The 22,600-nt window shown below is 62.0% G+C and carries 18 protein-coding genes and 1 pseudogene; 9 read left to right on the forward strand and 10 right to left on the reverse strand.

All coding sequences use genetic code 11. The features are described 5' to 3' along the window. Nucleotides 1-2: 2 nt before the first annotated feature. A complete protein-coding gene (locus H2O14_RS09810) occupies nucleotides 3-1,514 on the reverse strand; it encodes a globin-coupled sensor protein (protein WP_182827501.1) in 1,512 nt (503 codons plus the stop codon). 330 nt (nucleotides 1,515-1,844) lie between these two features. On the opposite strand from H2O14_RS09810, the gene H2O14_RS09815 reads away from it, so the two are divergent. The 5 genes from H2O14_RS09815 (at nucleotide 1,845) to H2O14_RS09835 (ending at nucleotide 8,182) form a co-directional block, all read left to right on the forward strand. Then, the gene (locus H2O14_RS09815) at nucleotides 1,845-3,053 is read left to right on the forward strand and encodes a DNA recombination protein RmuC (RefSeq protein WP_182827502.1); all 1,209 of its coding nucleotides are present in this window, start codon (nucleotides 1,845-1,847) and stop codon (nucleotides 3,051-3,053) included. A 54-nt stretch (nucleotides 3,054-3,107) separates the two neighbouring features. Further along, nucleotides 3,108-4,004, forward strand: a complete 897-nt coding sequence (locus H2O14_RS09820) for a ribokinase (RefSeq protein WP_182827503.1) — start codon at nucleotides 3,108-3,110, stop codon at nucleotides 4,002-4,004. Nucleotides 4,005-4,194: 190 nt separating this feature from the next. Then, complete coding sequence (locus tag H2O14_RS09825; protein WP_182827504.1) at nucleotides 4,195-6,426, forward strand: methyl-accepting chemotaxis protein; 2,232 nt, start codon at nucleotides 4,195-4,197, stop codon at nucleotides 6,424-6,426. A 727-nt stretch (nucleotides 6,427-7,153) separates the two neighbouring features. Further along, a complete protein-coding gene (locus H2O14_RS09830; RefSeq protein WP_182827505.1) occupies nucleotides 7,154-7,582 on the forward strand; it encodes a hypothetical protein in 429 nt (142 codons plus the stop codon). A gap of 174 nt (nucleotides 7,583-7,756) precedes the next feature. After that, nucleotides 7,757-8,182, forward strand: a complete 426-nt coding sequence (locus H2O14_RS09835; RefSeq protein ID WP_182827506.1) for a DoxX family protein — start codon at nucleotides 7,757-7,759, stop codon at nucleotides 8,180-8,182. 74 nt (nucleotides 8,183-8,256) lie between these two features. Here the strand turns inward: H2O14_RS09835 and H2O14_RS09840 are convergent, their stop codons facing one another. Then, nucleotides 8,257-9,084, reverse strand: a complete 828-nt coding sequence (locus tag H2O14_RS09840) for an NAD(P)-dependent oxidoreductase (RefSeq protein ID WP_312858664.1) — start codon at nucleotides 9,082-9,084, stop codon at nucleotides 8,257-8,259. A gap of 132 nt (nucleotides 9,085-9,216) precedes the next feature. Between H2O14_RS09840 and H2O14_RS09845 the strand changes: the two genes are divergently transcribed. The 3 genes from H2O14_RS09845 to H2O14_RS09855 are packed head-to-tail and all read left to right on the forward strand — an operon-like array spanning nucleotide 9,217 to nucleotide 12,323. Then, nucleotides 9,217-10,416 carry an FkbM family methyltransferase gene (locus H2O14_RS09845; protein WP_246697570.1) on the forward strand — a complete coding sequence of 400 codons (1,200 nt, stop codon included), beginning with the start codon at nucleotides 9,217-9,219 and terminating at the stop codon, nucleotides 10,414-10,416. Further along, nucleotides 10,413-11,498: an FkbM family methyltransferase gene (locus H2O14_RS09850; protein ID WP_182827509.1), complete on the forward strand. Its 1,086-nt coding sequence runs from the start codon at nucleotides 10,413-10,415 to the stop codon at nucleotides 11,496-11,498. Before H2O14_RS09845 ends, H2O14_RS09850 begins: the two co-directional genes overlap by 4 nt. Nucleotides 11,499-11,510: 12 nt before the next feature. Continuing rightward, on the forward strand, nucleotides 11,511-12,323 hold the full coding sequence (locus H2O14_RS09855) for a cephalosporin hydroxylase family protein (RefSeq protein ID WP_182827510.1): 813 nt from the start codon (nucleotides 11,511-11,513) through the stop codon (nucleotides 12,321-12,323). Between the two features lie 73 nt (nucleotides 12,324-12,396). Here the strand turns inward: H2O14_RS09855 and H2O14_RS09860 are convergent, their stop codons facing one another. From H2O14_RS09860 to rfbF, 7 genes are all read right to left on the reverse strand, one after another. Then, a complete protein-coding gene (locus H2O14_RS09860; protein WP_182827511.1) occupies nucleotides 12,397-13,473 on the reverse strand; it encodes a radical SAM/SPASM domain-containing protein in 1,077 nt (358 codons plus the stop codon). Between the two features lie 95 nt (nucleotides 13,474-13,568). After that, complete coding sequence (locus H2O14_RS09865; protein WP_182827512.1) at nucleotides 13,569-14,804, reverse strand: glycosyltransferase; 1,236 nt, start codon at nucleotides 14,802-14,804, stop codon at nucleotides 13,569-13,571. 39 nt (nucleotides 14,805-14,843) lie between these two features. Beyond that, on the reverse strand, nucleotides 14,844-16,064 hold the full coding sequence (locus tag H2O14_RS09870) for a glycosyltransferase (RefSeq protein ID WP_182827513.1): 1,221 nt from the start codon (nucleotides 16,062-16,064) through the stop codon (nucleotides 14,844-14,846). A gap of 90 nt (nucleotides 16,065-16,154) precedes the next feature. Beyond that, on the reverse strand, nucleotides 16,155-17,381 hold the full coding sequence (locus H2O14_RS09875; RefSeq protein WP_182827514.1) for a class I SAM-dependent methyltransferase: 1,227 nt from the start codon (nucleotides 17,379-17,381) through the stop codon (nucleotides 16,155-16,157). After that, nucleotides 17,378-17,728 carry a dTDP-4-dehydrorhamnose 3,5-epimerase gene (locus tag H2O14_RS09880; RefSeq protein ID WP_312858585.1) on the reverse strand — a complete coding sequence of 117 codons (351 nt, stop codon included), beginning with the start codon at nucleotides 17,726-17,728 and terminating at the stop codon, nucleotides 17,378-17,380. Before H2O14_RS09880 ends, H2O14_RS09875 begins: the two co-directional genes overlap by 4 nt. A gap of 54 nt (nucleotides 17,729-17,782) precedes the next feature. Continuing rightward, nucleotides 17,783-19,021 (reverse strand): CDP-glucose 4,6-dehydratase, encoded by a 1,239-nt coding sequence (gene rfbG / locus H2O14_RS09885; RefSeq protein ID WP_246697344.1) that lies wholly within the window; start codon nucleotides 19,019-19,021, stop codon nucleotides 17,783-17,785. Further along, the gene (gene rfbF, locus H2O14_RS09890; protein ID WP_182827515.1) at nucleotides 19,021-19,791 is read right to left on the reverse strand and encodes a glucose-1-phosphate cytidylyltransferase; all 771 of its coding nucleotides are present in this window, start codon (nucleotides 19,789-19,791) and stop codon (nucleotides 19,021-19,023) included. The genes rfbG and rfbF overlap by 1 nt, the downstream gene beginning before the upstream one ends. Nucleotides 19,792-20,076: 285 nt before the next feature. Here rfbF and H2O14_RS09895 point away from each other — a divergent pair, with 285 nt between their 5' ends. Next, complete coding sequence (locus H2O14_RS09895) at nucleotides 20,077-20,547, forward strand: GyrI-like domain-containing protein (RefSeq protein ID WP_182827516.1); 471 nt, start codon at nucleotides 20,077-20,079, stop codon at nucleotides 20,545-20,547. Between the two features lie 2 nt (nucleotides 20,548-20,549). Here the strand turns inward: H2O14_RS09895 and H2O14_RS09900 are convergent. Further along, a pseudogene (locus H2O14_RS09900) lies at nucleotides 20,550-22,542 on the reverse strand (CocE/NonD family hydrolase). Nucleotides 22,543-22,600: the final 58 nt, after the last annotated feature.

Consider the following 22,600-nt stretch of genomic DNA (forward strand, 5'->3'; position numbering starts at 1 on the left):
CGTCAGGCGGCCTGACGTGCGGCGCTCGTCGCTCGCTTCGCGTCGCGGGTGGGTTCGCCGGTCTTGAATTCGTCGAGAACACCGTTGAGCCGCTCGACTTCGGCGGCGAGCGCGCGCACTTCGCCCGAGCTTTTCTCCACCATGCCGGCATTCTGCTGGGTGATCGTATCGAGGCTGCTGATCGCGGCGGATACTTCCTTGAGGCCGGACGACTGTTCGTCTGCGGCGGACGCGATATCGGAAATGATCCTCGTCAGTTCGACGATGCGCGTCGTGATGTCGCCGAGCGACTCGCCGGAGCGATTCACCAGGGAAACGCCTGTTTGCACCTGGTTCGAACTTTCGGCGATGATGCCCTTGATCTCCTTGGCGGCGTTGGCCGAGCGCTGCGCCAATTCCCGGACTTCCTGGGCGACGACGGCGAAACCGCGACCCGCCTCGCCCGCCCGCGCGGCTTCGACGCCGGCGTTGAGCGCGAGCAGATTGGTCTGGAAGGCGATTTCGTCGATGACGGTGATGATCTTGGAGATCTCGGTCGAGGATTTTTCGAGCGCGCTCATGGCCGCGACGGCTTCGAGCACGGTCGCGCCCGAGGTCTTGACCACTCCGAGCGTTTCCTGCGCCACGCTGGACGCCGTGCGAGCGCTGGTCGCAGTCGAGGTGACGTTTTCCGACAGTTCATGGAGCGCGGCGGAACTCTGTTCTATGCTGGCGGCCTGCTGCTCCGTCCGACCGGAAAGGTCGTTGGTCGCCTTGGCGATTTCCTGCGCGCCGTCGAGAATCTGTTGAGCCGCGATGCGGACGTTTTCCATCGACTGCCGGAGCGCTTCCACGGCGTTGTTGTAATTGCCGGCCATGGCGCCGAATTTTTCCGGCATCTCGCTGGCGAAACGCGTCTGGAGATCGCCGGCGGAAAGCATTTCCAGCATCCGCCCCAGCTTGCTCATCGCATCGGTCTGCTCCGCCTCGGCGGCGGCTCTCTCGCGTTCGGCCCGTTCGCGCTGCGACGCCAGTTCATCGAGATAGACGCTGATGGCGTAATCCATGTCGAGCAGCGCCGCCTTGACGATCACGGAAATGTCTTCAGCGACCGACTTGTTCTTGGACTTCGAGAAAAAGCCGCTCTGCTTCCTGGCCACAACGCCATGGATCAATTGTTCCAGCACCAGCGCATAGCCGGCGATATAGAGCCGGGGCTCGAGGCCGATCCGGGCATGCGTCTTGCCGATCGCGGTCACCCCATTGACATAGGCGTCATCCAGCGCGCCGGAGGTGATGATGGCCCAATGCTTCGCCTGAGCGCTCTTCGCTCCGCTGATATGGGACTCGTTCTTGAAGAACCGGGCGGTTTCGGGATTGGCGCGCACCTTGGCGTAGAACATGTCTAGGGCGGGGCCGATGAGTTCGGACACCAGCGGACTGAGCTTCTGCAACTCCTTCTGCGCCGCCGCATCCACCCCCAGAAAATCCAGTCTTTGGCGAAGCGCGGTCGTGTGTTGAGACGAAGAAGTCATGATGCGGAATCCCCACGGATTGAGTTGTATGTCGGCAGCCCGTTAACTTTTGAGGGTAGGCCCGATTGGTTAATCGTATATTAGTTATGTCTTATTAGTTTTCCTAAAAATACTCCGAGAAACCCCTAGCCATGTCGCGCATATCGAACATGTCCTAAAGAGTAGCCGGTGTTTCTGCGGCAATCTTGATCAAGATCAAAACAATGTCGCGCCGCCTTTCGGGTGATCGTTGCTTTCCATATTTGGTTTACAAAAGGTTAATATCAGGCCTCCATAAGCATGTTCCCGTTTTGATCTGGATTGAATCCGCGAATCTGCTAGGATTGCTTCATGAACGCATTCCTGACGACGCCTGGTATCGGGCTGGACATGATCACGCCGACCCACGCCGTTCTCGCCGTCGGCGCCGCCATTGCCATATCGGGGCTTCTGCTGCTCCGATCGAGACGCCGGAGGCTGGAGGCGGAAGAGCTCGCGGACGCGCTCGAGGCGAAGGCGGAGGACGACGCGCTCAGGCTCAACCAGATCCTCAAGGCGCAGACGGAAATGCAGGGCCGTATCGCGGCGATGACCGAAATGTTCGGCGCGCGCCAGGCGGAGTTCAACCAGACGGTCAATCAGCGGCTCGACGGCATGACGCAGCGGATCGGCGCCACGATTACCGAACAGACCCGCGCCACGCATGAAAACCTCCGCCGCCTTCAGGAACGGCTGGCGGTGATCGACACCGCCCAGACCAACATCCAGACGCTGGCGAAGGACATCGTTTCGCTGCAGTCGATCCTGTCGAATAAGCAGACGCGCGGAGCCTTCGGTCAGGGACGCATGGAGGCGATCATCGCCGATGCGCTTCCACAAGGCGCCTATCGCTTTCAGGCCACGCTTTCGAACGGCGCGCGTCCCGATTGCCTGATCCGCATGCCGAACGGACAGCCGTCGCTGGTGATCGACGCCAAATTTCCACTCGAAGCCTGGAATGCGATGCGCGAGGGTAGTCCAGACCGGGTCAAGGCGGCGGCTCAGCAATTTCGCCGCGACATGGAAGTCCATATCCGGGATATCGCCTCGAAATATCTGCTGTCCGGCGAGACGCAGGACACGGCCTTCATGTTCGTGCCGTCCGAATCCATCTTCGCGGATCTGCACGAGCGGTTCGAAGCCGTGGCGCAGACCGCTCATCGCAGCCGGGTCGTCATCGTCTCTCCGTCCCTCCTGCTCCTGTCGATCCAGTTGATCCAGTCGATGCTGAAGGACCAGCGCATGCGCGAACAGGCGCATGTGATCCAGGCCGAGGTCATCAGACTGATGGAGGATGTCGGTCGCCTCGACGATCGGGTGCGCAAGCTGCAGGGGCATTTCCTTGCGGCTCAGAAGGACGTCGACATGGTGATCGCGGCCACCGACAAAGTATCGCGACGCGGGCAGAAAATCGAAGCGATGGAGTTCGACGCGCCGGAGACGCCGGTCGAGCCTCCGGCGCAGAAGGCGGCCGAGAGCAAGACCGGCCTTCTCAAGCTGAGGCTGGTTGACGAGGACTGAGCGGCGGGCGACAAAGGGCGCATCAAGAAAAACAAGCGACCTGCGGGAAAAACCATGATCACAGTCCTCGGCTCCATCAATATGGACCTCATCGCCAATGTGCCGCGCCTGCCGAAGCCCGGCGAGACGGTGACCGGCGACCGCTTCACGACCGCGCCGGGCGGCAAGGGCGCCAATCAGGCGCTGGCGGCTCGGCGCGCCGGCGCACAGGTGGCGATGGCCGGCGCTTGCGGCGAGGATGAATTCGCCGGCCCCGCCCTCACTTATCTCCGGTATGACGGCGTCGACCTGGCGCGCATCAAGAGCGCCGCCACCGCGACCGGCGTCGCGCTGATCTTCGTCGGCGGCGATGGCGAAAACGTCATCTCCATCATTGCCGGGGCCAACGGAACGGTCGGCGTGGAGGACGCCGAAGCGGCTGTCGGGTCGATGAAACGTGGCGACATCCTGATGTTGCAGCTGGAAATTCCGGCGGCGACCATCGAGGCCGCGCTTGCCGCCGCCCGCGCCCGCGGGGGCCGCACGCTGCTGAATATCGCTCCCTTCACAGAGGACGCGTCCCGGCTCGCGGCGATGGCGGATTACGTGATCGCCAATGAAACCGAATTCGAACTGCTTGTCGGCCGTCCCGACCTTTCGGCGACGCAGCGCAAGGAGGCCATGGAAGCCCGCCACAAGCAGTTCCAGCAAACGCTCATCGTCACTCTCGGCGCGGACGGCGTCGCGGCCATGCACAAGGGCGCATATCTGACGGCGGCCGGCCTCGACATCGACCCTATCGACACGGTCGGCGCCGGCGACACCTTCTGCGGCTATTTCGCGGCCGGGCTGGATGCCGGCCTCAATTTCGAATCATGCCTGCGTCAGGCGGCCGTAGCCGGGTCGCTGGCCTGCACCAAGCCCGGCGCCCAGCCTTCCATCCCCTTCATAGCCGAGCTGCGCAATATTTGAGCAGCAATATCAATATTTCCGCATTTCGGCCGGGAGAGCGGTGCTTTTCCGGCCATTTTATATGACAGGTTTATGAAATCTAATATGGTCGCGGCAAAATTTAGCGAATTGGAAACATGTTGCGACTGATCATGGCGCAGTTGTCGAAGACAGGGTGTCCACCCCGTCGTCTCCCGAGGTTAGACCGCCAATGACGTCCTTTGCGCCGAAATCACTCGCCATGAAGCTCCTTCTTGTCACCGGAGCGACGATCGCAGCCTTGCTGATCGCATCGAATTTCTTCCTGATTTCCCAGACCCGTGATCGCGTGCAGTCGCTGATCCAGAACCAGGCGGAGACCGAAGCAAAATCCATCGCCTCGCTCATCGCCGGGCAGACAAGCGAACTCGCGAGCGCGGCCCGCACCATGACCGGGGTCATCGGCCGCGCGCATCAGGACAAATCGCTCGACCGCAAAGGCGTGATCGCCATTCTCCAGGCCAATCTCGAACAGCACCCCATGGCCTTCGGCAGTTGGTTCGCCGAAGAACCAAAGGCCTTCGACGGCCGCAAGGACGACGTGAAGAACCAGAAGGATCTCGGAGCCAATGAGGAGGGGATCTTCACGCCCTACTGGTCCAAGGGCAAGACGGGCGAGGCCTTCTATTCGACGTTCCGCGCCGATTATCCGGCAGAATGGTATGCGGTCTCGGCAAAAACCCTCAAGGGCTCGATCACCAAACCCTATCGCGCCGAAGGCACCGAAGTTCCGACCCTGATGAGCTCGATCTCCTATCCGGTGCTGTCCAACGGCAAGCTGATCGGCGTCGGCGGCGTGGACGTCTCGCTGCGCATGCTGGCGGACTCGCTTTCGGCGCTGAAGCCGTTCGGCACCGGTCGCGTGATGCTCGTGTCTCAGGACGGCAAATGGCTCGTCGCGCCGCAGCCGGAGCAAATGATGAAGGCCTATGACGGCGCCGCGCCCGAGGTGGTGGCGTCCGCGATGCAGTCCGGCAAGCTGGCCGAAATCGACGATCTCGACGGCGCAGACGGCGAGAGCTTCAACCGCCTTGTCTATCCTTTCGCGCTTCCGGGCCTCGGCGTCAGCTGGGTGCTGCTGATCGACGTTCCGCAATCGGCGCTGGCCGGCCCGGTGCGCGACCAGACGATCATGATGGTCGCCGGCGGCGTCGCCCTGCTGCTCGCGGTTCTGGGCGGCCTCTATTACGCCGTCCGCGCCTTCGTTCAACGGCCGATCCGCGGCATCATCGCCGACGTCGCCAGGCTGGAGAACGGCGACTATGCGCATACCGTCTCCGGCCAGCAGCATACCGATGAAACCGGGGATGTGGCGCGCGCGCTGGAAGGCTTCCGCCACAAGCTCGCCCGCTCTCAGGAGGTCGAGCGCGAATCCGAAGCGCATCGCCAGGCGAGCGAGACCGAACGCTTCAGGACCGAGCACGAGCGGGCCGAGAACGCCCGCGTTCAGACCCTCGTGGTGACGGAAGTCGGCAAGGCGCTCGAAAAACTGTCGAGCGGCGACCTGACCTGCCGGATCGACGGAGCCTTCCCCGGGGAATATCAGAGCCTGCGCGACAACTTCAACTCCGCCGTGGAGAGCCTCGAGCAGACGGTGCAGATGGTCAACGCCGCAGTCGGCGCGATCAACGGCGGCACGACCGAAATTTCCAACAGCGCCAACGATTTGTCGCGTCGCACCGAACAGCAGGCTGCGCAGCTGGAGGAAACCGCGGCGGCACTCAACGAACTGACCGAACAGGTGCAATCGAGCGCCGAAAACGCCCGAAACGCCGCGAGCGCGGTGCAGAAGGCTTCGAACGACGCCGAGCATTCCAGCAAGATCGTCCAGAGCGCGATCGGGGCGATGCACGGCATCGAGCAGTCGTCGGGCCAGATCTCCAACATCATCGGCGTCATCGACGAAATCGCCTTCCAGACCAATCTGCTCGCCTTGAACGCCGGCGTGGAAGCCGCCCGGGCCGGAGAGGCCGGCAAGGGCTTTGCGGTGGTGGCGCAGGAAGTGCGCGAACTCGCCCAGCGATCTGCGACCGCCGCCAAGGAAATCAAGACGCTGATCAGCGCCTCCGAAGCGCAGGTTCATGACGGGGTCAATCTGGTGGCGCAGACCGGCGAAACGTTGCAGGCGATCGCGCAGCAGGTTTTGCAGATCAATGGCTTGATCAAGATGATTTCGGTCTCCGCCAGCGAGCAGGCGACGGGCCTCAAGGAGATGAACTCCGCCATGCACCAGATGGACCAGGTGACGCAGCAAAACGCCGCCATGGTCGAAGAAACGACGGCGGCCTCGATGACGCTCAGCGAGGAAGCCGAGAGCTTGAAGAACCTGGTCGCCCGCTTCCGCACCTCCGGCTCCGCCGGCGCAAACACACTGCAGGCGGTCGCGCGCCGCATGCGGGCCTGACGGGCCGCAAGTGTTTCGCGACGTCGGCGAAAGACCTGCCTTTCACCGACGTCGACAGGTTGAGAATGGATCACCGTCGAACTCGGATGCAGGCGACCATGTTGACAGAAGGAGCGACGAAACCCAACCCTGCGCGAAAGATGTTGGATGCCTCTCATTTAGACTTGATGAAAAACTCACCATCAATATATCGGCGATGCTGCCTCCCAAATGAAGACAAGTAAAAGCGATCTGTCAAAAAACTTGGAATCGTCTAATTTTTTCGTCTTCGTCGTTTGAGTGGAGCATTTAAAAACTGAATATTCATCAGGCGTTTCGAAGCAAATTTGGATTATTTCTCGATTTTTTCTTATTTTTATCTGTGAGGCGTATTGAATTTGTTTATATATCATGGAATTATGATTTCGAACTTTAGCAAAGATTGGGACGACCGGTAGTTTTTCCCGAGTAAACATGACCGAACCCTATTTCAAAGCGACGATTAGGGTGTTATTCATGGCTTGTGCGGATGCTAAAACAACTTATAAAAGAGCACCGAATCATCATGATGCGCGGCGCCGGGCATATTGTGACAATGTAGGTTTCCGGCCTATACGTATCTGGTTTGTGGTGACTTAATCGTAGACATAGGCGCGCCCTCGTATTTTGAATTGGTCGATGCGACCGAGGGTACGCGGTTTGTGGTGTTCAACCCATATGTTGAATCATTGATCGGGCAGGAATCGACGTGTTCAGGATTTCGAAATCGACAAGCTTTCTTCGTCAATCCCTCGTAGCCGATCTCGGCGACAGCGATGTCCACGACATCGATCGGTTCTGCTCGACGGAAGCCTGGGTTGGCGATCTGGCGAACGGTTTATTCCAGATCGGCCGGGTGAGTGGTTATTTTCACGGACTCGAGCAAGGTGAATGCGGGCTTCTGACGCTGCTGCGCTGCTACGAGCCGAATGATCGCGTCCATATTCTCGAACTGCTGGAAGACGCGTCGTCTTCCCCGTCGTCCTTCTGTTTCTCGACCTATATCATCTGCGGTCCGGAAGAAAGGCAACCGGTCATGTGCGTCGGGGAATCGATGGGTTTCGGCGATACGGTCCACGGCGCCATGCGCGGCGTGTTCATTTTTCCGCGGATCATTCCTGCTCAAGGGTCTCATTGAGCGCCGCAGGCGCAGCGGCTCTTCTCATCTGGGGTCGTTGCTCTTCCGGAGCGATCGTATCGTTTCGGATTCCAATTGGACTGTTCACAATATAGAGACAAAACGTCTTCAGTCTCGGATATATCTTAAACAATTAAGACGTGGTTTAGTCCCTCCATCGAAATGGAGAGTCCAATGACCAACAACATCCTCATTCTCATCGCGCGTATCCTTCTGTCCTTCATGTTCATCATGGCCGGCTTCGGCAAGTTGATGGATCCCGGTCAGACAGCCGGCATGATCGCCGGAGCCGGCATGCCGGCCGCCACAGCGCTGGCCTATCTCGCCGGTCTGTTCGAACTCGTGGCTGGTCTCGCCGTGCTCATCGGCTTCCAGACCAAGATTGCCGGCTTCGCTCTGGCCGTCTTCTGCGTGTTCACGGGCGCCGTGTTTCACAGCGGCACGATCGCCGTTCCCGGCTGGCCGGAAGCCGCGCTCGGCTGGCTGAACGCGCTGAACTCGATCATGCTGATGAAGAATATCACGCTTGCCGGCGGCTATATCCTGCTCGCCGTGGCTGGCCCCGGCGCCTATTCGGTCGACGCCCGTCGCGCCGGCTGAGCACGCCCGACAGCTTCAGAACAGGCGGCGGGGGACAACCTCCGCCGCTTCTCATTTGTCCGCCGGTGCACGGTTCAATGTTCGACGACGTTGCAAACCCCGGCAACCGCCTGCGGATCGCGCGGATGCACCTGCGCGGCGCCGAAGCTGAGCAGGTGTCGCGCGCCGTAGAGATCGGCGATCCGCTCTGCCGCGTCCCGCAAAGTCACCGGCTCGCCGGAGCAAACATTGACGACGCCCGTCTGGCCGGTGTCGACCAACCCGGCCACGTCGGCTCCGGCGATCTCGACATCCAGGAAGTCGCGGATCTTGTCGCCTGCCGACAGGATCATCTGCTCGCCGGCCCCGAGCCTGCGATGCAGGCTCGGGAAGAGGCGCGCCGGATGCTCCCCCTCCCCGTACAAATAGAACAAGCGCGCCCAGGCGAAATCCACGCCCGCCGCCGCAAACCGACGACGCGCGGCAAGATAGAGGGCGAGTTTCGCCGCAGCATAGACGGTGACTGGACCGAGCGGAGATGTTTCGGTGATCGCGGCGTTGGGCAGCCGATATTCGAAACAGGTGCCGACCCCGATGAACCGCCGCGCGCCGGCGCGACAGACCGCATCGGCGAGCCTAAGGCTGCCTCGCAGGCAACGGATATTTTCCGCAGAATCGAGATACAGGCCGGGCTCGACATACCAGGCGGCATGGATCACGGCGTCGACACCTTCGAGCCGCGACAGCCACCAATCCTCGTTCTCGTCGAAGAGATCGAGGGTCGGCACGATCTCGATCCGCCCCACGAGGTCACTGGGGTTCACGCGCCCCGGTCGGGCCGTCATCCGTACGGCGTGACCGCGGGCCAGGAGCGACTTGACGATCTGGCGCCCCACAAAGCCGGTCCCACCTGTCACAAGCACCGTTTTCAAGCAATCCTCCGGTTTCATTCTCGAAATGGCGATATCAGTCCGATGAATAGCTCCGTGCAAGGATGGTGGGAATATGGTGGGCGTCGTTAACCAGAGATTCGTAGGATGCCGCAGCTATTGGATATGACAGGCAGCGCCCGGATGCGGCATGGCGCGCGCGCGTTTTCCACCCTGCCCGGCGTCGTCCGATCGGTGGGTCTTCTCGAAGAGATCGCCAATGGATCGCCTTACGTCGCGCCCATTCGCGACGATCTTCGCATCGGCCTGTACGGGGCCGGCGATTTCGGCCGCATGGCGCTGGATGTGCTGACGGCGCTTTGGATCAAGCCCGCCTTCCTCATCGACCGAAATCCCGACGCCGCTCGCCGCAATCCCGTCTTCGACGGCATTCCCATCTACGCCCCGGAGGAGACGCCGGACGCGCTGAAGGACCAAGCGCAGATCCTGGTGACGGTGGCGACGGCGGCCTATGCGCCGATCGAGAGCGCTCTTTACGACCATGGCTTTCAGCATGTCGCCCCGTTCTACGATTATTCCGAACGCTATCGTCACATTCATCCCCTGTCCAACGGCTGGCGGTTCGAAGGACTGGCGGCGCATGACCAGGCAATGATCGTCCATGTCCTGCAGGGCCTGGAAGACGACGTGTCGCGCGCCCACCACCTGCAATTTCTCGCTTGGCGCAGACTGCGCCAGGAGTGGACCTTCGACGGCGCGCCCATCGATCCATCCAATCGCTATTTCATTCCGGAAGTGGAGACGCTTCTGGGAACGGGCGAACACTTCGTGGATGCCGGCGCGTATCGCGGCCATGTTTCGGTGGATTTCGCACGCCGTCGGCCCGACTGGGACAGCATTGCCGCGATCGAGCCGGATCCGCTCAATCGCGCCGAAATGGAGCGAGGCTTCGCAGCCGCGTTCCAGGATCTCAACAAGCAGCCGATGCGCCTCGATTGCGCACTCGGCGCGGCCAATGGCGAAGCCGCCTTCCACCATGGCCTGGGTTACGCCTCGCAGCTTTCGGCCACCGGCGGGTTGTTGGCGCGCTTGCGCGCGCTCGACGACCTCGATCTCGCGCCGAGCTTCCTGAAGCTCCACCTCGAAGGCGGCGAACTCGACGCCCTCAAGGGCGCCAGCCAAACACTGGCCAAACACCGCCCGATCATCGCCGCCACCATCTATCACAACGACGACGGCGTCTGGCGCACGCCGCTCTACCTGATGCAGACGCTGAAAAATTATCGCTTTCTCCTTCGGCTCCACGCCTGGTGCGGCACGGGCGCGGTGCTCTACGCCCTGCCTCGCGAAAGGTCGGAGGCATGACGCCCGATTTCGACAGGCTGGCCGACTGGGCGGCGCAGGTGCGGCAGTCCGCGCCGGACAGCGTGCTGACGGGCGCGAGGCCCGCGGCGCTCTATGGCTACGGTTTTCTCGGGCGCTTCGCCCACAAGGACCTTCAAAGCCGGGGCGTCAGGCTCCAATGCGCCTATGACGGCAAGCCGGAGCTCGATGGACAGGTCGTCGACGGGCTCGACATCCGCTCTCCCGCGCATCTCGCCGCCGACGAACCGGCCTTCGTCTTCATCAGCGCGCGGCATGCGGTGCGCGAAGTCTCGGCCAAGCTTGCCGCGATCGGCATCCCGCATGTTTCAGTCGACGCCCATTATGTTGCGCACGATATAGACGCCTACAAGCAGATTCACGACGACTGGCTGGACGACGACCGATCCCGAGAAACGCTGCGGGCCGTGATGGCGACCATGCTGACGGGCGACAAGGCGCATGTCGCAGCCCAGTTCGAGCGCGACCAGTATTTCTGCCTGCCGCAGTTCTGCGGGTCGGAAAAAGAAATCTATGTCGACGCCGGCGCTTATGTCGGCGACAGCCTCGAACGCTTTCTCTGGAGCCAGAACGGCGTCTTTCATCGCGCCCTGTGCTTCGAGCCGGGCATGCGACAGTTTCGGGCGCTCGCCAATCGCCGCCGCCGGCTGCTCAGCGAATGGGCGCTCGACGAGGATCAGATTACCGTCATTCCCGCAGCGCTCGGCGAGAGTGACGAAACGGGGTCGGCGGCGAGCAGCAGCGGCGACATGACCAGCCTGGCGCTGTCGAACGCCGGCGAGCACCCGTTCAAGATCCTGTCTCTCGACGCGCATCTCGCCGGCGAGCGGGTGAGCCTGATCAAGGCGGATGTCGAGGGCATGGAAATGCCGCTGCTCAAGGGCGCGGCCGAGACCATTCGCCGGCACAGGCCCAAACTCGCCATCTGCGTCTATCACTACCCCTCGGATATTCCGGTCATCAGCCGGGCCATCAAATCGCTCGTTCCCGACTATCGTTTCGCGCTTCGGCATCACTCGCCGCAGTTCATGGAAACGGTGCTCTACGCCTGGATCGAGACCTGAAAGGAAGCCGTCATGGATCCCGTCGAACATTTCCGCCAACTGGTCGCCAACAATATCCGCAAGATTGGCGAAGACAGAGATTTTCTCGGCCTGTCCAATATCTGGGTGCGGGAATCGATCCGGCATGGCTATGCGCAGAATTTCACCTGGCTCGGACGTCCCGTCATCCAGGTGCCGCAGGACCTCTACGCGATCCAGGAACTGATCTGGGCCTGCCGACCCGACCTGATCATCGAGACCGGCATCGCCCATGGCGGCTCGCTGGTGACCTCGGCTTCGATGCTGGCGCTCATGGATTATTGCGACGCCGTCGTCGAAGGCAAGGTGCTCGACCCCAAGGCGAGCCGCCGCAAGGTGGTCGGCGTCGACATCGACATCCGCGCCCATAACCGTTCCGCGATCGACGCTCATCCGATGCGTCACAAGATCCACCTGATCGAGGGCTCCTCCGTCTCTCCGGAGGTGATGGCCCAGATCGAGCAGCATGCCCAAGGCTATGAACGGGTCATGGTCTTCCTCGATTCCAACCATACGCATGAGCATGTGCTCGAGGAGTTGGAGCTTTACGCGCCCTATGTGAGCAAGGGCTCATACTGCGTGGTCTGGGACACCGGCGTCGAGGACCTGCCGGAAGGTTTCACCGCCGACCGCCCCTGGGGCAAGGGCGACAACCCCAAGACCGCCGTCTGGGAATACCGCAAGCGTCTGGAAAGCGAGGGCCGCAAGGGCCGCGACGGCGAGCCGCTGAATCTCGACATCGACCTGACGATCGAACACAAGATCGCCATCACCGCGTCGCCGGATGGGTTCCTGAAGCGGGTGTGAGACAAGCCACGCTTGGCAACGAGAAAAGCCGGGTCGAACGCCCGGCTTTTTCACGTCATAGGGATATGTGGAGCTATTCCGCCGCCTGCGCAGCGCTCGGCGGCACGATCGCCGCATCCAGCTGCCGCCTGATATCGGCGGGCAGTTGCGAGACGTCGACGGCGGTGCGGTTGCCGCAGCCGGCGCAGAGCTTGATGTCGTTGCAGCCGCCGTTCAGATGCTTGCGGCGGATCTCGTAGAGCGCAACCGAATCGACGACTTCGAGGATCGAGCCGCCCAGATGCGCCTTGGTCGGAGGAAGCTCCTCCATCAGATGCCCGACGGTCAGGCCGTTGAACACGTCGGAGCAGCAGGCCGAAACCTTGCCGTTGTGCATGACATAGAGAAGGTAGAAGGGGATTTCGCAAGGGGCGGCCATGCCGTCCTTGCCGTCCAGCATGCCCTTGCCGACATCGACCAGCGGCTGTTGCTTGAGATGCACGACATTGGACTTTCGCGCGGCTTCCGCGAATTCATCGAACACAGAATCCGAATCCGCCTGGGTGATGCCGTAGGAATTGTCCTCCTCGGCTGCGAAATATTTGATGTAGAGTTCGGTCCTGCCTTCGGCTTCAACGACCGGAATGACGGCGCGGAGATTGGCGAGCACCCGTTCGGCGTAGTCGCCGACTTTCACCGTATTGTATTTGTCGCGGTCCAGCGTATCGACGCTGATATGAATCTCGTCGAGGCCGGCGGCGATCAATTCCCGCGCCTTGGCCTCGTTGAGCAGAATGCCGTTGGTGATGACCCGGGTCTTGAGCGCGAAGCCTTCTGACTTCACCCTGGCGATCATCGCGCCGATCTTCTTGTTGAGCAACGGCTCGCCATTGCCGTGAAACTGGATCATCGCCAAAGGCCCGCGTTCGGCGACATAGACGCGGAGATCCGCCAGGATCTTTTCCCAGGTCTCTTCCTTCATCACGCCGGCGTGCTCGCGGAATTTCGGCGCGCGGCCGGAATGGGCGTCGCAGAAGGTGCATTTGAGATTGCAGGCCGAGGCCGCCTCGATGACCAGCGTCAGGATCTTGCGATCGAGCAGGGCGGCGGTCAGATTGCGCGCCCGGATCGCCATGAATTGCGGATCCTTGGCTTGCTGGAATGTCAGCATGTCGACGTTCCTCTCCGCCTCGGTGACAGCGCGTCTTTCGGCTGCGTTAACTATAGGTCCGCAAATGCAAACAAAGCTTTTATGCCGGACCCTGATCATGCGCGCTTTTTCGCCTTTTCGTCGACCACGAACTGGAAGTCGGCGACGATCTCTCCGACCGGCAGAAGCGCCGACGAGACGAAGCGATAATAATCCTCGCATGTTCGGCAATGGGGGTTGTCGGCGTTGACGACGAGCAATCTGTCGGGCGTCAACCCGGAAAAGGGAGGCAGCTTGCCCGGCCGTTCGGGATAGACCGGCTTGAATTGCCGCAGATATTTACCACCCTTCCATTTGGAGAAGGCGGTGCGGTAGCGGGCGACGGTGATCTCGAAATCCTCGGCCGAGGCGGCGGCCGCGCACTGGTTCATGCAGGCCTGGACGAAATTGTCCTCGAAGCCGGAAAAGGCGACGCCATGGCGCTTGGAGAACCAGTGATGCACCATGCCAATGCAGGCCATCAGACCGAAACGACTCTTGAAAGGATAGTCCTTGAAGCAGTCCATCTGGTCGAGCGGCGCATCGAGCTCCTTGTCGAACAACGCCTGCTTCGCTTCCTGATCCTTGAGGCTCTTGATGCCCGCGGTGTTGGACATCGGGCAGACGCCGAGCACCGACAGCGGCCGGGCGCAATGGACGAAGCCTTTGCCGTTGGCGATGATCTTGTAGATGCTCTCATAGTCGACCACGGGAAATTCGAAGAAGGCGCCGCCGTAGCGGGCCTTGATGCGATCGATGAGTTTGCGCGAAACCGCGCCATGGTAGATCGAAAATCCGGAGACGATGATATTGCTCGCCTGGCGGAAGCGATAGGCGCGATCCTTGATGAGGTCATGCGAGACGTCATGCACCGCCGTCAGCGTCTGGATGATCTGTCCGGAGGCGGGTTTTTCGCCGTCTGGCCAGGTGTAGAAGAGTTTCGCCCAGTCGATGGCTTCGACGCCCGGCCGCTCCGCCTCGATCTTGAGAATGACGCCGGCTGCGTCCGGGTCGGCGTAATCGTCGTCGCCGATGAAGGTCACCCAACGCCCCGTCGAGGCCTCCATGGCGACATTCCAGTTTTCCAGCATCGAACGGGTCTTCTCCCCGCTCGTCACATAGCGAATGCGCGGGTCGTCGCGCCGCGCATGCATGAAGTCGTCCATGATTTGGGGCTGGTCGGAATTGTCGACGAAGACGAATTCCACATCGCTTCGATCCGATCGCAGCAACGCCTCGATCGTCTGCTTGAAATAGGGCTGACGGTTGCGGGACGGCACGCAAATGGACAAGACGGGCTTTGACGCCGGCATGGGGAAACTCCGTGATCGCCGGAGACTAGCCGTTTTGGCTTAAGCGAAACTGGCTGTCGTCGAAGGACGATCCGCCGGCTCGATGAGAAATGTCAAGCTTTCGAACGGCTCGACGATCTGGCGGACAAATCGCAGCGCCTGGGCCGGCGTATCGGCCACGGTTTCGTCGATATAGAGCGTGCCGCCGCGCAGGCCGGTCAAAGCCTGAGCCTGTTTTCGGCTGCGATAGCACGGTCGGAATTCCGCGAGCCACCGTCCGTCTTCGAACGCCGCGAGCGCCGAGCGGCAGGCCACCACCTGCTGGTCGAAGCCGTCTCGACCGTCGCCGTTTTCACAGTCGCGGACCAGGGCCTTTACGAAGTTTTCCTGCCATCCGCCATAGTCGACCCCATATTTCTGCTTGAACCAGTGCTGGACGCCGAGGATGCAGCCGGCGACGCCGAGATGAGGCCCGAACGGAAATCCGCTGATCCACTCGCTGGCCTCTTCGCCGGCGCCATGCTCGGCGATCATGGCCCGATGATTGGCCCGGGACCGGGTGAAATCACCGGCGGCGGCGGAATTGCTTTCCGCGGAGACGCCCGCCACCGAAAAGGGCCGCTCGACATAGAGAAAGCGCGTCGCATCGACGGCGAGCTTGCACGACCATTCGTAATCGACCACGGCATGTTCGAACAGGTCGCCATAGCGCCTGGCGATTTTCTCGACCAGATCGCGTCGGACGGCGCCGTGATAGATGGAATAGGCGCTCGACGGAACATGGCTCGCGCCGCGCCAGCCGAAAAGCCTGTCGAAAAACTGGGCGCGCGGGGTCTCGGCGGCGCGGTTGCCGAGTTGCAGCGCCATATTGCCGGGGATGCGGCGACTGTCCGGCCAGGCAAAGGACAGCCGGTTCCAACCGATGCAATCGACATCGGTCGCTCTCGCTTCGATCGCGTCGAGGCAACCGACCATGTCGAGATCGAAAAAATCGTCGTCGCCGATGACGACGATCCAGTCGCCCCGGCAGGCCGCGACGGCGCGGGTCCAGTTGGCGGGCATGGACAGGCCGCGGTCGGCCGGCGGCAGATAGGTCAAACGAGGATCGTCGACGGTCGCAGCGAACGCAGCCAGCGACAGGGCCGCATCCGAATTGTCGGCGAAAATGATCTCCACATCCCGTCGGGGATTGCCGAGGAGATCGACGAGCGTGCGTTGCGCGCAAGCCGGGCGGTTGCGCGTGGGAATGCAGAGCGACAGTCGCGGCCTGCGATCAGGCATGAGCCCGGCGCGGCCCCTTCTTTGGAGCCTCGACTGCGATGTCGACCGGCTTGAGGATCGGGGCGACGGCGTCGATGACGGCGAGAGTCGTCACATCTCCCGGAGCGTCGGTATGGCTGTCGCGAACTTCCCATCCCAGTCTCTGATATAGGAAAGCTGCGTCATGATTTCGTTCTGGATGTTCCATGGCAGTATCACCACCCTGTCGGGCCTTTCGGCTTTCAGCCTCGCTTCGTCGACCACGGGAATCCGGCTGCCCGGCAGGAACGCGCCCTGCTTGGCCGGGTTTTTATCCACCACGAACGAGAGAAGGTCGCGCTTGACGCCGCCGAAATTCAGAAGCGTATTGCCCTTCGCCGCCGCGCCATAGGCCGCGACTTTGAGGCCCTTCCGGCGGCAATCGATCAGATAGACCACGACATCGTTTCGCACCCGCTCCGCCTCGGCCTGGAATCCCGTATAGAATTCAGCCGAAAGCAGCCCCGCTCGTTCCTCGGTCGCCATCATCATGCCCACGGAGGCTTGCTCAGGCCTTGAGCGCGCGTCCGTACGGCAGGCGAAGACCCTGAGGCTGCCGCCATGCCACGGCGTCGTCTCGACATCGAAGATCCGAAGACCATTTGCGTCGAAAACCCGCTTGACCGCATGCAGCGAGAGATAGGAGTAGTGCTCGTGATAGGCGGTATCGAACTGCCGCTCCTCGACCATATTGAGCAGATGCGGGAATTCGAACGTCGCCACGCCTTCCGGCTGAAGCAGGCAGGCGAAGCCGGAGACGAAATCGTTGATATCCGGCACATGGGCGAGCACATTGTTGGCGGCCATCAGGTCGGCGCTCCAACCCTGGGCTTTCAGGCGTTCGGCGAGCGCGAGCCCGAAGAACTCTTCGACGACGTCGAGGCCCTTGTCTCGGGCGGCCGCGGCCGTGCTCGCAGTCGGCTCGACGCCCAGACAGGAAAAGCCGGCCGCCTTGGCGTATTGCAGGAGATAGCCGTCATTGGCGGCGATTTCGACCAGTCGCGCCCCATCGGCAAAGCCGAATCGCGCTTTCATCGCCGTCACATAGGCCTCGGCATGCTTGAGCCAGGAGGTGGAGAACGAACTGAAATAAGCATAGCTGTCCGAGAAGAACGTCTCGCGGCTGGCGAAATCCTCGGTCTGGGTCAACAGGCAGGTCGAGCATGTCCTGATCACCAGCGGATACCAGAGTTCGGGTTCTGCGAGTTTTTCCGCCGAAAGGTAGGAATTGGAGGGCGGCGCCGTCCCCAGATCGAGAAACGGCCAGAATGTCTCGCCGCCGCAATGCCGGCATTTCATGGTTCTATTCCTTCGAAGTCCTCGCCGAGCAGGGGATGGGTCCGGTCCCGCTCCGACAGGTTTGCGAGTGGCAACGGCCAGTCCACGCCCAGTCGAGGATCGGCGAGATTGAGCGCCCCCTCCGACTCCGCCTGATAGGGGGCGGAATGGGCGTAGAGCAACTGGACGTCGTCGCTCAGCGCCTGAAAGCCATGGGCGAAGCCTTCGGGGATCAGGAGCGAGGCGCAATTGTCGGCGGTGAGTTCAGCGGCGAAATGCTGCAGGAATGTCGGCGAGCCCTTGCGGATGTCGACGGCGACGTCGAGCACCGCCCCGCGCAGGCAGGTGACGAGCTTGGCGTCGGCCACGGGCGGCTTCTGGAAATGGAAGCCGCGCGCTGTCCCCGCTTCAGCGTAACCGTTTCATTGACCTGGGCGATGCCGCCGAGCCAGCCATAGGCCTTCAATCCCTCGGCGTCGAACAACCGGCTGAGATGTCCGCGATCGTCGGCGAGCCGCTTGCGTTTCAAGAGGATCAGGCCCGAAAGCGGCGTGCGGCTGGCGTCGAAACGACCGGTCATGCGGATGTCCTTTCCTTGGCCCCGGCGCGCGCCGCCTCGCCTCGAAGGCGTCGATGTCGTCGCCGCACAGAGTTTCGGCGGAGACGCCGCCGGCGAGGCCTTTGTACCAGCGCCAGGTCCGGTCGATCGTCTCGTCGAGATCGAAGCGTGGCGCAAAGCCAAGTTCGGTTCGGGCGCGATCACTGTCGAGCGTCAAGAGCCCTGCTTCATGCGGCCCCTCGCCGCCATCGCCCCAGCGGATGCGCGAGAGGTCGAAATGATCGGACGAACGCTCCAGGAGGTCGCGCACGCTGGCGGCGCTTTCAGAACCCGGACCGAAGTTATAGGCAGGCCCGGCGCAGGGATCGCGCCATAGTCTCTCCGCCAGCAGCAGATAACCATGCAGCGGCTCGAGCACATGCTGCCAGGGCCGCACCGCTTGCGGCCGTCGGATGTCCAGCGCGCCTCCGGTCTCGAACGCCCTGATCACATCCGGGATCAGCCTGTCGTCGGCCCAGTCGCCGCCGCCGATGACGTTGCCGGCCCGCGCCGTGGCGACGCCGATCTGGCGCGGAAGAAAATATGACCGTCGATAGCTCGACGTGACGATGTCGGCCGCCGCCTTCGAAGCGGAATAAGGATCATGTCCGCCCAACGGATCGGTTTCAGTGAACGCCTTGCCGGTCTCGGCGTTCTCGTAGACCTTGTCCGTGGTTATCGAAACGATGACGCGCGGGCTGCCGATCGAGCGCGCCGCGTCCAACAGGTTGGCCGTGCCCTGCACATTGGTTTCGAATGTGTCGAGCGGGTCGCGATAGCCGGCGCGAACCAAAGGCTGCGCGGCCAGGTGCAGGATGATGTCGGGTTCGACCGCTTGGATGCGTGCCTTCACCGCGTCGCGGTCACGGATATCGACGATGTCTGAGCCATGCCTCGATCCGCCCAGCAGCAGATGCAACGCCGGGCGATCCGAGGCGGGATCGAGCGCCAGTCCCGCAACCTCGGCCCCCAGTCGCTTGAGCCAAAAGGCGAGCCAGGCGCCCTTGAAGCCGGTATGTCCCGTCAGAAGGACGCGCTTTCCGCGCCAGAAGTCTGCGTCCATCACCACACCTTCCAGGGTGGATTGCCGGACGCCCAGAGATTTTCGAGCTGGATCTTGTCGCGCAGCGTATCCATCGGCTGCCAGAAGCCCTTGTGGAACCAGGCCTTCAGTTGTCCGTCCGCGGCGAGGCTGCCGAGAGGTTCGCCCTCGAAACTGGTGGCGTCGCCTTCGATGCGATCGATGACGCTGGGATCCAGGATGAAGAAGCCGCCATTGATGAAGCCGCCCTCGCCTTCGGGCTTTTCGACGAAACCGGAGACGTCGTCGCCTTCGAAGCGCAGCGCGCCGAAGCGGGCCGGCGGACGCACCGCGGTGACGGTCGCCAGCTTGCCATGGCTCTTGTGAAACGCGATGGTCGCGGAAATGTCGGTGTCCGCCACGCCGTCGCCATAGGTGAAGCAGAAGGGTTCGTTCGGATCGAGATAGGCGGCGACGCGTTTCAGGCGACCGCCGGTCATCGAATTCTCGCCCGTATCCACCAGCGTGACACGCCAGGATTCGGCGTTCTGACGATGGAACTCCAACCTGTTCGCGCCGAGATCGAAGGTGATGTCGGACATGTGCAGGCTGTAATTTGCGAAGTATTCCTTGATCATATAGCCCTTGAAGCCGCAGCAGATCACGAAATCGCGCACGCCATGCGCATAATAGATTTTCATGATATGCCAGAGTATCGGCCGGGAGCCGATCTCGACCATGGGCTTGGGACGCGTATGCGTTTCCTCGGCAAGTCTGGAGCCGAGCCCGCCCGCCAAAATCACAGCCTTCATGTCTGCTTCACCCGCGAATCATCCTGCCGCTCGATGGGCCATCTGTCCAAGTCTTGGGCCAAGAAGCTTATGCGGGCCTAAAGCTCTTGCCGGAAGCGGGAAAGGCGCCTATCAGATAATGTATTTTCGGCAACTGGAATATTCGCGCCGATTTAAAGCCGACAGCCCCGCAAGAGAGCGACCCGCCCAATGTTGTCCATGCCGCAGAAAATCCATATCAAGCGACAGAACTTCATTTCCCTGCGATCGAGGCTTTCGGCGCGTTTGATAAGCCAGCAGTGTCGGGTGTTCTTCCACGAGGCGAAGGAAGAAGCGGTCAAGCAAGGCGTCAAGGACATCGGCGCCGCGTTCCTGCGGCTGGAAACCTTCCGTGATTTCGACAATCTCGAAGCCGATTTCGGCTTTTTCACCGACAGGCCCATGCGCGCCAACGGCCCCTTTCATGCCGGCAGCCTGCCGGCCGCCGACTATCTGCAGGCGAGTTGGCACGGCCCCTATGATCGTCTGCGCGACGTTCATGTGATCGCCATCCAATGGGCCAATTACATGAAGTACACGATCGACAGCACGCGTGACGAGAAGGGCCTGCATTTCGGCTGTCTTCTCAACATCTTCAAAGTCTGTGATCTGACCGAGCCGGATTCGTCGAAATGGGAGACGGACATCCTGTTCCGACTGCGGCGGCGCCAGAGGGGAGAGGCGCCGGCGCCCTTCGTCCACTCGCTGCCGCCGCCTGTCCCGGTCGAGTCCGCCTGATCTCACATTTGATCGCGCGGGACGGTCTTGGCATAGGACTTGCGGAAGAACTCGTCCTCCCCGTCGATCGCCACGACTTCGGCGTCGATGATCCAGTCGGTGGCGGTGCAGGCGATGCGCGCCGTCGAGATCGTGCGCACGAACCAGTTGGGCCGCGACATGTCGCAGGTCCACACCGAGACGCCGCTCATCGAGGTCGGGTCGTTGTCCGCGATCGTCCAGAGCTCTTCGCGCAATTGCCGGCTCGACAGTCCCGTGCCGGGATGTTCGTGCAGACCGGTGTCCTCGTGGATGCGGTATTCGGTGCGGGCATGGGTCAGGTCACGCGTCACTGTTCGGCTGGTGTCGCCAGGCGCATGCTCGATATAGGTCGGCAGCGGCGACGGATCTTCCGGCTCCTTCATGACGATCCGCTCGGCCTCGCCCAGCTTCGGCAGCATGAGTTCGACCGAGCCGAGGTCGATATCGAGCGTCACGTCGGTCGGCGGCGGCAGGATCATCGGCCAGTAAGCGGTCGACAGCGACAGCCGGATGCGATGCCCCGGCTCGAACCGGTAACCGCAGGCGTCCAGCGTCAACTCGATCTCCGTGTCTTCGCCGGGGACGAGCGGTTCGGGGCGCTCGTTGGAAATCCGGTGCGCCAGGTTTAGAACCCCGAAGCTGACGCGCAACGCCGTCCCGTCAGGATGGACGTCGACCAGGCGGGCGCAGAGATTGGCGAGCTCCGCATCGGCTTTCAGCGTGAGACGAACGACGGGCATGCCGAGATAGTCGTAGGCTTCCGTCAGCGGCGCGGTTTCGAACACCAGCGAACCGGCGTCGTCGCCTCTCTGGTCGACCGCCATTTCGGCGTCCGGCTTCAGGGTGAAATATTCACCCGACGCCGTGCCGGTGGCGAGCGGCGAACGGAGTTCGATCCGTTCCTCGGCCCGGGCTGCGCCGTCGATAAACAGCGTGCGAGCGCCGTCGAGCCGGAGCACGTCCATCTCGGGCGCGGTCCAACGGGGTTTGGCGATCCAGAAGCCCGGGTCGAAATCGCGACGCGGCGCCGGCTTGACGGCGTCCATGATATAGGCGCGCACCTGCGGCAGATCTTCGGCGCCGTTCTCCTCGCCTTTCAACCATCGGCTCCACCAGCGGATCGCTTCGCCGAGAAAATCGGCCCGCGGCTTGGGCCAGGCGAAATGCGGATATTTATGCACCCAGGGGCCGATGATCGCCTTGGACTTCTCGCCAAGTCCCTCGACCGCCTTCAGGGGCGTATTGCGGTAACCGTCGGCCCAACCGGCGATCACCAGCGTCGGAATTTCGACGTCGTCGAAATTCTCGCAGATAGACCCATGTTTCCAGAAGTCGTCGCGACGCTGATGCTCGAGCCATTCCTCCATGAAGAAAGGTTCGGCGTCGAGCCGCTCCTGCCACATTTCCTTCAGCGATTGCCGGTCAGTTCCGGATCGGGCGAGCGCGACTGATAGGCGAGCATGGTCGCCGCCCAGGACAATTGCGCCGAGAGATGGCAGCCGTTCTTATAATGGATGTCGTCGTTGTAGCGATCGACGGTCGAGGCGATGGAGATCACCGCCTTGAGCGCAGGCGGCCGCAACGCCGCGACCTGAAGCGAATTGAAGCCGCCCCAGGAAATACCCATCATGCCGACCGAGCCGTTGCACCAGGGCTGCTCGGCGATCCAGGCGATGAGTTCGCAGGCGTTGGCAAGTTCGAGCGGCGTGTATTCGCCGTCGATCACGCCGTCGGATTCCCCGAACCCCTGATATCGACCCGGACGCCGGCGATGCCGGCTGCAGCGAAGACCGGATAGGTGGATTCGTCGCGCGGGCTGGTCCCGTCCCGCTTGCGATAGGGCAGGAATTCGAACACCGCCGGAACCGGATCGGCCTCGGCATCGTCCGGCATCCAGATGCGGGCCGCCAGGCGCGTGCCGTCCTTGAGCGTGATCCATTGATTTTCAATCGTGGTGAAGGAGCGGTCGGCCATGGTGTTTCCGTCATGTGAAAGGAGCAGTCGTCTCGGCGACGACTCTAGGATCCGGGGC

Origin of the sequence: Rhizobium sp. G21, from assembly GCF_014158035.1 — a bacterium.
Classification (GTDB): Bacteria; Pseudomonadota; Alphaproteobacteria; order Rhizobiales; family Rhizobiaceae; genus Rhizobium_E.